A 9,688-nucleotide genomic window follows, 5' to 3' on the forward strand; every position below is an offset into this window, starting at 1 on the left:
GGATCGAGATTTTTCCCGCGGACCGACCTTAGGGGGCGCCAGTGGCGCGCCCGCGGTCCGCGCGCCAGTGGCGCGCCCGCGGTCCGCGCGCCCGTAGCAAGCTCGCGGAGGGCGCGAGGGGTGAAGATTTCCCCGGGAGGGTTGAATCGGGGCGGGTGTGCCCGGCTTGACCGTTGAAAACGGGCGTGCCTCCGGCACGACAGGGCACACCCGTCACGATTTCGCGTAACCTCGAAATCGCGCAGTGAAGGTTCGGACGTCCCGCATCGCTCGACCGTTGCTGGCGGGGCGGTGGGGACATCGACAGGGACGCCGCCCTGGACAGTTACGCGAGATCCGGGCGGGGAAGGGCGAAGGCGAAGCAATCAAACAGACTCTGAGAGCGTCGCAGCCGTCGTTGACCCCGCGGCGCGCGCCCCGTAGCGTGGGTGCCTTCCCTCCGCCAGACCAAGAAGTAGAACGCCATGTCCCCCGCCCTGTCCAACTCCCAGGCCCGCGATGCCGAGGCCCTGCTGCACCCTTACGCCAACGCGATCGCGCTGCGGACCAACGGCGTTCAGGTGATCGAGCGCGGCGAGGGGATCCGGGTCTATGACGACAAGGGCCGGAGCTATATCGAGGGCCTCTCCGGCCTGTGGTGCGCCGGCCTCGGCTTTGCCAATGCCGAGCTGGTCGAAACGGCGCGGCTCCAGATGGAGAAGCTGCCCTACTACCATCTCTTCTCCGGCAAGAGTCACGAGGTCGCGGTCGAACTCGCCGAAAAGTTGAAGGCGATCGCGCCCGGCCGCATGGCCCGCGTCTTCTACCAGTCGAGCGGATCCGAGGCGAACGAGACCCAGGTCAAGATGGCCTGGTACTACAACAACGCCCTCGGCCGGCGCGAGAAGAAGAAGATCATCAGCCGGGTCAAGGCCTATCACGGCACCACCATCGTCTCGGCCTCGCTGACCGGCCTGCCTTACAACCATCTCGATTTCGACCTGCCGGTCGATCGCATCCGGCATACCTCGACGCCGCATTTCTGGAAGGGCGCGCAGGAAGGCGAGACCGAGGCCGCCTATACCGCCCGCCTCGCCGCCGAGTTCGAGGAGCTGGTGCTGGCGGAGGGGCCGGACACCGTCGCCGCCTTCATCGCCGAGCCGATCATGGGCGCCGGCGGCGTGCTGGTGCCGCCCGCCGGCTATTTCCCGGCGATGATGGAGGTCTGCCGCAAGTACGACATCCTGATGATCTCGGACGAGGTCATCTGCGGCTTCGGCCGGACCGGCCAGTGGTTCGGCGCCCAGACCTTCGACTACGAGCCGACCTCGATCTCGATGGCCAAGCAGCTGACCGGCAGCTTCCTGCCGCTGTCCGCCGTCGCCATCAACGAAACCATGGCCGAGGTGATCGAGACGCACAGCGGCCAGATCGGCACCTTCGGCCACGGCTTCACCTACGGCGGCCATCCGGTCGGCTGCGCGGTCGGCATCAAGACGCTGGAGATCTACGAGCGGATGAACGTCACCGCGCGCGTCCGCTCGCTCGCGCCCGCCTTCGCCGCCCATCTCGACCGGCTCGCCGGCCATCCGCTGGTCGGCGAGGCGCGCCATACCGGCCTCGTCGGCGCGCTGGAGCTCGCGCCGGCGAAGTCGCCCAAGGGTTTCGCCAACGTCGGGAAGGTCGGGCCGCGCCTCGCGCAGGAACTGACCGATCGCGGCGTAATTGTCCGCGCGGTCGCCGACAGCATCGCCTTCTGTCCGCCGATGATCATCACGCCCGACGAGATCGACGAACTGTTCGCGCCGATCGAAGCCGCCCTCGACGCGACCGAGCTCTGGGCAAGGGCCGAGGGACATCTCGGCTGACTGACCCCGGCCGGAGGAAACGGACCGCCCCATGATCGCGCCGCTGAACCCGCTCCGCGGCATCGGCTGCAAGATCCTGTCGGTCATGGTCTTCGTGCTGATGGCGATCTGCATCAAGGCCTCGGCGCCGCGTGTGCCGCCCGGGCAGGCCGTGTTCTTCCGGTCGTTCTTCGCGATCCCGGTGATCCTCGTCTGGCTCGGCCTCTCCGGGCGGCTGCCGGGCGGGCTCGCCACGCGCAATCCGCTCGGCCATGTCTGGCGCGGGCTCGTCGGTACCTGCGCGATGGCGCTCGGCTTCACCGCGCTCGGCCTCCTGCCGCTGCCGGAGGCGACCGCGCTCGGCTATGCCGCGCCGCTCCTGACCGTGATCTTCGCCGCGATGTTCCTCGGCGAGGAGGTGCGGGTCTTTCGCCTCGCCGCCGTCGGGGTCGGGCTCGCCGGAGTGATGATCGTGCTGGCGCCGCGGATCACCGTGGGCCCCGGCGCCGGCGCCCAGCTCGAGACGATCGGCGCCTTCGCCGCGCTGATGGCCGCCGTCTGCGCGGCGATGGCGCAGGTCTTCGTGCGCAAGCTGGTGCATAGCGAACAGACGGCGGCCATCGTCTTCTATTTCTCGGTCACCGGCGCCGCGCTGGCGCTGGTCTTCACCCTGCCCTTCGGCTGGGTGATGCCCGCCCCGCGCGAGGCGGCGCTGCTCGTCGGCGCGGGGCTGCTCGGCGGGGTGGGGCAGATCCTGCTGACCGAGAGCTATCGCCACGCCGAGGCGAGCGTGATCGCGCCGTTCGAATATGTCTCGATGCTGTTCGCGCTCCTGCTCGGCTATTTCGTCTTCGAGGAAGTGCCGACCCTGCCGATGCTCGCCGGGGCGACGCTGATCGTCCTCGCCGGGCTTTTCATCATCTGGCGCGAACGTCGACTCGGCATCGAACGCGCCCGGGCGCGGAAGGTGATGACCCCGCAGGGCTGAGCGTCCGTTTGAAACCTCGGACGCGTCGCGCCCGACTCAGTTGCACCGCCGCTCCACCTTCGCGAGCAAGAGCCTGGACACCCAAGCGCCAGGGGCGAGTTTGGTTCAACCTCGAACCTTGCATCGCGCCTTCGGCCAAGATCCGGATTGACCGCCGCGCGCGACTGCGCCAATGCTCCGCCATGCTCGTCTTCAAGGTCTTCCGCCGCCCGGAATGGGAGGCATTCGCCGCGGATGGCACGACGCTCGGCGCACCGATCGACCGGGCGGACGGCTATATCCATCTCTCCACCGCCGGCCAGTTGCCCGAGACGCTCACGCGGCATTTCGCGGATCAGAAGGATCTCGTGCTTCTCGCCGTGGAGGTGGCACGCGCCGGCCGCTGGCTGAAATGGGAAGCCTCGCGCGGGGGCGCGCTGTTCCCGCATCTTTACCGCGACCTCGAAGCCTCGGACGTGGTCTGGTCCCGCCCGCTCGCCGACAATCCGGCCGAGCGGACGCTGCCGACCGAACCCACGTGCGCCTGACCGAAGGGCTCGGCCTTTCCGCGCTGCGCCTTCTCGACCCGGAACGCGCGCACGGCCTCGCCCTCCGCGCGCTTCGGGCGGGGCTCGGCCCGAGCGGCGGGCCGCCGACCTCGGATCGGCTGCGGACCCGGTTCGCCGGGCTCGACCTGCCCAACCCGGTCGGGCTCGCCGCCGGCTTCGACAAGAACGCGGTCGCGCTCGAGGCGCTGGCGCGCTGCGGCTTCGGCTTCGTGGAGGTCGGCGCCGCCACCCCGCTGCCCCAGCCCGGCAATCCGCGCCCCCGGCTGTTCCGCCTCGCCGACGACCGGGCCGCGATCAACCGCTTCGGCTTCAACAACGACGGCGCCGTCGCCATCGCCGAGCGGCTGGCCGAGCGGCCGGAGACCGGCGTCGTCGGCCTCAATCTCGGCGCCAACAAGGCGAGCGCCGACCGCGCCGCCGATTTCGCCGAAGTTCTGTCCCTCGCCGGGCCGGTGATCGATTTCGCAACGGTGAATGTCTCCTCGCCGAATACCGAACGGCTGCGCGACCTGCAGGGCCGCGCCGCGCTCGACGCGCTGCTCGCCGGCGTGATGGCAGCGAACGCGGCGCTGGCCTCGCCGGTGCCGATCTTCCTGAAGATCTCGCCCGACCTGTCGGAGGCCGACCTCGCCGATCTCGCCGAGGTGGCGCTGACGCGGGGCGTCGCGGCGATCGTCGCCACCAACACCACCCTCGCCCGCGACGGCCTGACCGGTCGGCATCGGGCGCAAGCCGGCGGCCTCTCCGGCCGGCCGCTCTTCGAGCGCTCGACCCGCGTGCTCGCCCGGCTCCGCCGCCTGACCGAGGGCCGGGTCCCGCTGATCGGCGTCGGCGGCGTCGGCTCGGCCGAGGACGCCTATGCGAAGATCCGGGCGGGCGCCGGCGCGGTGCAGCTCTATACCGCGATGGTCTACGCGGGCGTCGGCCTCGCCACCGACATCGCCCTCGGCCTCGACGCCCTCCTCGCCCGCGACGGTTTCGGAACCGTCGCAGAAGCCGTCGGATCCGGCGTCGCCGACTGGCTCTGACGCCGCGCCACCGGAGATCGTTACTCGCCGCAACGCGTGATTAGGATTTTCTTCAATACTTGTTTATGATTCGTCGCACATCCTGGACCAGCGCATTGTGGAGCAGGCCGTGCCCGGACATGTTATCCTCCTGAACCTGTTCGGCGGCGTGGCGCTCCTACTCTGGGGCACGCATATGGTGCAGGGCGCGGTGCTGCGCGGCTTCGGCGCCGAGGTCCGCGCGGCGATCGGCCGTGTCGCCGGACGGCCGGCCGGCGCGGCGCTGACGGGGGCCGTCACCGCGGCCACGCTGCAGAGCGCCACGGCCACCGCCGTGCTGCTGATCGGCTTTCTTCGCCGCGGCATGATCGCGTTGCCCGCGGCGCTCGCCATGATGCTCGGCGCCGATTTCGGCACGACGCTCGTCGTGCAGGCGCTGTCCTTCGACCTCAAGGCGCTGATCCCGGCGTTTCTGGTTGTCGGCGTCGTCCTCGCCAAGGCCACCGGCGCGCCGCGCGCGCAGCAGGTCGCCCGCGCGCTGATCGGGCTCGGGCTCATGCTGCTCGCGCTCGGCCTCGTCGTCTCGGCCTCGGCGCCGCTGCGCGACAGCGGGCTGACGCTGCAACTGCTCGACCGGCTGCGCACCGACCCGATCCTCGCGGTCGTGGTCGCGGCGCTCCTCGCCTGGCTGATGCATTCCTCGGTCGCGTTCGTGCTCTTTGTCATCTCGCTGTCCGGCGGCGGACTGATCGACGCGCGGCTCGCCCTGTTGCTGACGCTCGGCGCCAATCTCGGCGGCTGCCTCGTCCCCTTCGGCCTCGCCCTCGACGCGCCCCGCGCGGCGCGGCGCGTGCTCTGGGGCAATCTCGCCTTCCGCGCTTGCGGCGTGCTTCTCGTCCTGGCACTGGCCGGGCCGGCGACCGCGCTGATGGCGCGCCTGACCGACGATCCGGCGCGACAGGTGGCGAATTTCCACAGTCTCTTCAACCTCGGTCTCGCACTCGTCTGCCTGCCCTTCACCCCCTGGGCCGCGCACCTGCTGACCCGCGCGATCCCGGACGACGCGCCCGAGACCAGGCCGACCCGGCTCGCGCATCTCGACGACGCGCTGCTCGACCGGCCGGCGCTGGCCCTCAACGCCGCGACGCGCGAGCTCATGCGGCTGTCGGACATCGTCGAACTGATGCTGCGCGAGGCGCTCTCCACCTTCACCGACCGCGACGACCGCCGCGTGCGCGAGATCGCCCGGATGGAGGAAGAGGTCGATGCGCTGCAGGAGGAGATCAAGCTCTATCTGGCGCGACTGATGCAGGGCGAACTCGACGCGCCGCGCAGCGCGCAGGTGCTGGAGCTCGTGCTCTTCACCACCAATCTCGAACATATCGGCGACATCATCGACAACGGCCTGTTGCGCATGGCGGTCAAGAAGCAGCGCAAGGCGCTCAGCTTCTCGCCCGAGGGCTGGCGCGACCTGCAGGACTTCCACGCGGTGATCGCCGAGCAGATGCGCCTCGCGCTCACCGTCTTCGTCACCCGCGACTGCGGCATGGCCCGGCGCCTCGTCGCCCAGAAGGACGCGCTCCGCCAGCTGGAGATCGAGGCGACCGAGCGCCATATCGCGCGGCTGCGCGACGGCCTGCCGGAGACCATCGAGACCAGCGCGCTGCATCTCGATGTGCTGCGCGACCTGAAGCGCATCAACGCGCATCTGACCACGGTCGCCTATCCGATCCTGGAACCCGCCGGCGCCCTTCGCGGCTCGCGGCTGCGCGCCACCAAGACGGCCGAGCCGCAGGCGGTCAAAGGCGCCGGACGTCCCGCCGACGCCTGATCCGCGTCAATATTCGCCGGTCTCGACCACGTCGCTGCCGTCGAGCAGCTTGTCGATGCCCTCGACCAGGTCTTCGGCGACCTGAGGATGAGACAGGAGATAGCTGGCGGTCGGGGTGTCGGCCCGTTCAAGCGCCAGGGCCATCGCCTCCTCCCACTCCTCGGGCTCGAAATCGCCGCGACCGATCCACATCAGCGCCACCAGCTCGGCCTGCTGGTCGGGCTCCAGATCCTCGATCTGCGCCTCGATCTCGGCCCGCGTCATATTGTCCGGGCTTTCCTGCAGGGTCGCCGCGACCTCGTCGTCCGCGGGATTCGAGCCGGAATTGGGCGAGACCAGCTCCTCCTGCGCCATCACCGCGCGCAGCTTCAGCACCAGGCTGCGCAGAAATTCGGGGTTGAGATCAAGTTCGTCCACGGCGAGGCGGCCTTTCAAACATTGCGCCCGCGAGTGTAGCACGCAGGCGGAGAAAGCGAAGCGTCACCGGGCCCTGGGCCGGCGCCCGGACCGCCCCGGTCGGACCCTTCGGACGAATTCCGGTTGGACCCGGCGACCGCGCGCCGGTATATCGCACTGACATTGCCCGACCGAGGAGAGAACGATGTCCGCGACCCGTACCGAAACCGACAGCTTCGGCCCCCTGGAAGTGGCCGCCGACCGCTATTGGGGCGCCCAGACCCAAAGGTCGATCCAGAACTTTCCGATAGGCTGGGAACGACAACCGGTGGCGATGCGCCACGCGCTCGGCATCATCAAGCAGGCGGCGGCCGAGGTGAACATGGGGTTCGGCGACCTCGATCCCGCGATCGGCGCGGCGATCGTCACCGCCGCCACCGAGGTGGCGACCGGCAAGCTCGACGACCACTTCCCGCTGGTCGTCTGGCAGACCGGGTCGGGCACCCAGTCGAACATGAATGCCAACGAGGTGATCTCGAACCGGGCGATCGAGCTGCTCGGCGGGGTCATGGGGTCGAAGAAGCCCGTGCATCCGAACGACCATGTGAACATGGGCCAGAGCTCGAACGACACCTATCCGACCGCGATGCATGTCGCGACCGCGATGCTGGCGCATGAGGTGACGCTGCCGGGCCTGCGCAAGCTGCACGGCGCGCTGGCCGAAAAGGCCGAGGCGTTCAAGGACATCATCAAGATCGGCCGCACCCACACCCAGGACGCGACGCCGCTGACCCTCGGCCAGGAATTCGGCGGCTATGCCTACCAGGTCGAGCAGGGGATCAAGCGCGTGACGGCGGCGCTCCACAACATCTATCCGCTCGCCCAGGGCGGCACGGCGGTCGGCACCGGCTTGAATACCCGCAAGGGATTCGCCGAGAAGATCGCCGCGAAGATCTCCGAGATCACCGGCCTGCCGTTCGTCACCGCGCCGAACAAGTTCGAGGCGCTCGCCGCGAACGACGCGATGGTGGAGATGTCGGGCGCGCTGAAGACGGTGGCGGCGAGCCTGTTCAAGATCGCCAACGACATCCGCCTGCTCGGCTCCGGTCCGCGCTGCGGCCTCGGCGAGCTGATTCTGCCGGAGAACGAGCCGGGCAGCTCGATCATGCCGGGCAAGGTCAACCCGACCCAGGCCGAGGCAATGACCATGGTCTGCACCCAGGTGCTCGGCAACGACACCACGGTCGGCTTCGCCGGCAGCCAGGGGCATTTCGAGCTCAACGTGTTCAAGCCGGTGATCGCGCAGAACGTGCTGCAGTCCCTGCAGCTGATCGGCGATGCCTCCTCGGCCTTCACCGACAATTGCGTCGTGGGGATCGAAGCCGACGAGGAGCGGATCGGCAAGCTGATGTGGGAGAGCCTGATGCTGGTCACCGCGCTTGCCCCGACCATCGGCTATGACAATGCGACCAAGGTGGCGAAGACCGCGCACAAGAACCGGACCACTCTGAAGGAAGAGGCGATCCGGTTGGGCTTTGTCGATGCCGAGACCTTTGATAGGGTCGTGCAGCCCAGCGAGATGCTCGGACCAAAATAGCGGGAGGACCGGCCATGGATTGGCGCGGGCGGCGACAGAGCACCAACATCGAGGACCGCCGCGGTGGCGGCATGGGCGGCGGGCCGCTCAAGGTCGGCGGGATGGGCGTGGTCGTTGTGCTGATCCTCGGCGTCCTGTTCGGCGTGGACCTGTCGCCGCTGGTTGGCGGCGGCGGGGGCCGGGGCGGCCCGGTGGTGGTCGGCGAGGCACCGACCGACGCCCAGTCACAGGAGAACAAGGAATTCGTCGGCGTCGTGCTGGCGGAGACCGAAGACGTCTGGGGCGCGGTCTTCCAGGGTTCGGGTCTCGACTATACCCAGCCGCGGCTGGTGCTGTTCAGCGGCGTCGACCGGTCCGCCTGCGGCACCGCGCAGTCGGCGATGGGGCCGTTCTACTGCCCGAACGACCAGACGGTCTATCTCGACACCGATTTCTTCAATGTGATGACCCAGCGGCTCGGCAGTCGCGGCGAATTCGCCCGCGCCTATGTCATCGCGCACGAGGTCGGCCATCACGTTCAGGACGAGCTCGGAGTTCTCGGCCAGGTGAACGCCCAGCGCGCGCGGGCGAGCGAGGCGCAGTCGAACGCGCTGTCGGTCCGGGTGGAACTGCAGGCCGACTGCTACGCCGGGCTATGGGCGCGGGCTGCGAAGGATCGCCTCGCGCTGACCGACGACGATATCCGCTCGGCGCTCGACACCGCCGCGCGGATCGGCGACGACGCGCTGCAGCGCACGAGCCAGGGCATCGTGGTGCCGGACAGCTTCACCCACGGCAGTTCCGAGCAGCGCCAGACATGGTTCTACAAGGGCTTCCAGACCGGCGATCCCTCGGCCTGCGACACCTTCCAGGCGCGCGCGCTGTGAGCGAGGTGGTCAGCCTGCGCCAGGCGCGCAAGCGGGCCGAGCGCGCGACGGCGCGACGCGAAGCCGATGCGAACGCGGCGAAGCACGGGCTGAGCAAGGGCGAGCGCCGCCGCCAGAAGGCCGAGCGCGAGAAGGCGGGCGCGCATCTCGACGGACACCGGCGCGAGACCGAGGACTAGGCCATGGCCAGGCCCGCGAAGCGGTCCCTGACCTTGCGCGGTCACCGCACCTCGGTCAGCCTCGAAGACGAGTTCTGGCGCGCCTTCCGCGAGATCGCCCGGACCGAGGACCGGCCGATCAACGCGCTGGCCGCCGAGATCGACGCCGCCCGCGGATCCGAGACCGGCCTCGCCTCGGCGATCCGTCTGCATGTACTGGCCTGGTACCGGGCGAAATCGTAGGGCGGACCTCGGTCCGCCATCGTCTCGCGGCGGATAGCGGCGGACCGAGGTCCGCCTGGAGCCGAATCCGATCCGGCAGAGCCGGCTCGTCCGCTCTTGAGTCTTGATTTGGCGCAATATCTTATACCAACGGCCACGCCGGCTGACTCTTACTCAGGGGTCGGACACAAGCTCCAGCCGGGCGTTGGGGGCGTTGGGCGTGACGAATGGGCCGCCGGTCTCGACCGT

Annotated in this window: 10 protein-coding genes; 9 read left to right on the forward strand and 1 reads right to left on the reverse strand. The window is 69.3% G+C overall.

Annotated elements, in window-relative coordinates:
• Nucleotides 1-464: 464 nt before the first annotated feature.
• The 5 genes from Q0480_RS01360 (at nt 465) to Q0480_RS01380 (ending at nt 6,200) form a co-directional block, all read left to right on the forward strand.
• Entirely contained in the window at nt 465-1,847 is a 1,383-nt protein-coding gene (locus tag Q0480_RS01360) for an aminotransferase (protein ID WP_299129902.1), read from the forward strand.
• Nucleotides 1,848-1,878: 31 nt separating this feature from the next.
• Nucleotides 1,879-2,814, forward strand: a complete 936-nt coding sequence (locus tag Q0480_RS01365; protein WP_299129904.1) for a DMT family transporter — start codon at nt 1,879-1,881, stop codon at nt 2,812-2,814.
• Nucleotides 2,815-2,996: 182 nt separating this feature from the next.
• A complete protein-coding gene (locus tag Q0480_RS01370) occupies nt 2,997-3,341 on the forward strand; it encodes a DUF952 domain-containing protein (protein WP_299129906.1) in 345 nt (114 codons plus the stop codon).
• Nucleotides 3,332-4,390, forward strand: a complete 1,059-nt coding sequence (locus Q0480_RS01375) for a quinone-dependent dihydroorotate dehydrogenase (protein ID WP_299129907.1) — start codon at nt 3,332-3,334, stop codon at nt 4,388-4,390. Before Q0480_RS01370 ends, Q0480_RS01375 begins: the two co-directional genes overlap by 10 nt.
• Nucleotides 4,391-4,499: 109 nt before the next feature.
• Complete coding sequence (locus Q0480_RS01380) at nt 4,500-6,200, forward strand: Na/Pi cotransporter family protein (protein WP_299129909.1); 1,701 nt, start codon at nt 4,500-4,502, stop codon at nt 6,198-6,200.
• Nucleotides 6,201-6,206: 6 nt separating this feature from the next.
• On the opposite strand, the gene Q0480_RS01385 is transcribed toward Q0480_RS01380, so the two are convergent.
• Complete coding sequence (locus Q0480_RS01385) at nt 6,207-6,617, reverse strand: DUF3775 domain-containing protein (protein WP_299129912.1); 411 nt, start codon at nt 6,615-6,617, stop codon at nt 6,207-6,209.
• Between the two features lie 184 nt (nt 6,618-6,801).
• Here Q0480_RS01385 and fumC point away from each other — a divergent pair, with 184 nt between their 5' ends.
• The 4 genes from fumC to Q0480_RS01405 are packed head-to-tail and all read left to right on the forward strand — an operon-like array spanning nt 6,802 to nt 9,460.
• Nucleotides 6,802-8,193, forward strand: a complete 1,392-nt coding sequence (fumC, locus tag Q0480_RS01390) for a class II fumarate hydratase (protein ID WP_299129915.1) — start codon at nt 6,802-6,804, stop codon at nt 8,191-8,193.
• Between the two features lie 14 nt (nt 8,194-8,207).
• Nucleotides 8,208-9,059, forward strand: coding sequence for a neutral zinc metallopeptidase (locus Q0480_RS01395; RefSeq protein ID WP_299129918.1), 852 nt, complete (start codon nt 8,208-8,210; stop codon nt 9,057-9,059).
• Entirely contained in the window at nt 9,056-9,238 is a 183-nt protein-coding gene (locus Q0480_RS01400) for a DUF4169 family protein (RefSeq protein WP_299129920.1), read from the forward strand. Before Q0480_RS01395 ends, Q0480_RS01400 begins: the two co-directional genes overlap by 4 nt.
• 3 nt (nt 9,239-9,241) lie before the next feature.
• Entirely contained in the window at nt 9,242-9,460 is a 219-nt protein-coding gene (locus tag Q0480_RS01405; protein ID WP_299129923.1) for a ribbon-helix-helix domain-containing protein, read from the forward strand.
• Nucleotides 9,461-9,688: the final 228 nt, after the last annotated feature.

The organism is uncultured Amaricoccus sp., from assembly GCF_937891315.1.
GTDB lineage: Bacteria > Pseudomonadota > Alphaproteobacteria > Rhodobacterales > Rhodobacteraceae > Amaricoccus.